1 protein-coding gene is annotated in these 528 nt (G+C 68.0%); it reads right to left on the reverse strand.

Features of this window, described 5'->3' with window-relative positions:
* Window positions 1-509 (reverse strand): IS66 family transposase (locus KHO41_RS41100; RefSeq protein ID WP_244874288.1); only part of this gene is annotated, 509 nt, incomplete at its 3' end.
* Window positions 510-528: the final 19 nt, after the last annotated feature.

The following is a 528-nucleotide window of genomic DNA, read 5'->3' on the forward strand; positions in this document are numbered from 1 at the left end:
GTGCGCCCGCGCTCGAGTAGTGGCAGCGTGGTGTCGTCCAGGTGCAGCCGCGGCGCCTGCAGGACGTGGTTGCGCAACGGCGGCAGCAGCGTGGCCAGCAGCTCGGCAGAACTCAGCTTCCATTCGCACAGGGTAGCCCTTGGCAGGTGCACGCCAAGGCGTGCATAGCGCGTCTCCTGCCGATTGATCGGCAAGTGGTCCACGAAGGTGTCGACCTGGATGCTGGCCAGCAGCCCGGCGCTGGCGTTGCTCTTGGGCAGCGGCGAGGGCTGCGCGGCGGCGGTCACGATCGTGGACTCGCCATCCTTGGTGGCTACATACTTGAAGCGAATGTGCTCGATCACGCTGAGTCTGGCCGGCTCGTAGTGCAGCGTCTCGCTGCGCTCCTCGCCGATGCGCTCCAGGGAGTCGAAGCTCGCCTTCTGCGCCTCGGACAGGTCGTATTCGATGCGCGTGCGCGGCAGGTCCTTGGGCAAGGCCGGGCGGCCCTTGCGGGTGTGGCACGCCACCTTCACCTCCGGCGTCGCC

Source organism: Cupriavidus numazuensis (assembly GCF_905397435.1).
GTDB classification, from domain to species: Bacteria; Pseudomonadota; Gammaproteobacteria; order Burkholderiales; family Burkholderiaceae; genus Cupriavidus; species Cupriavidus numazuensis.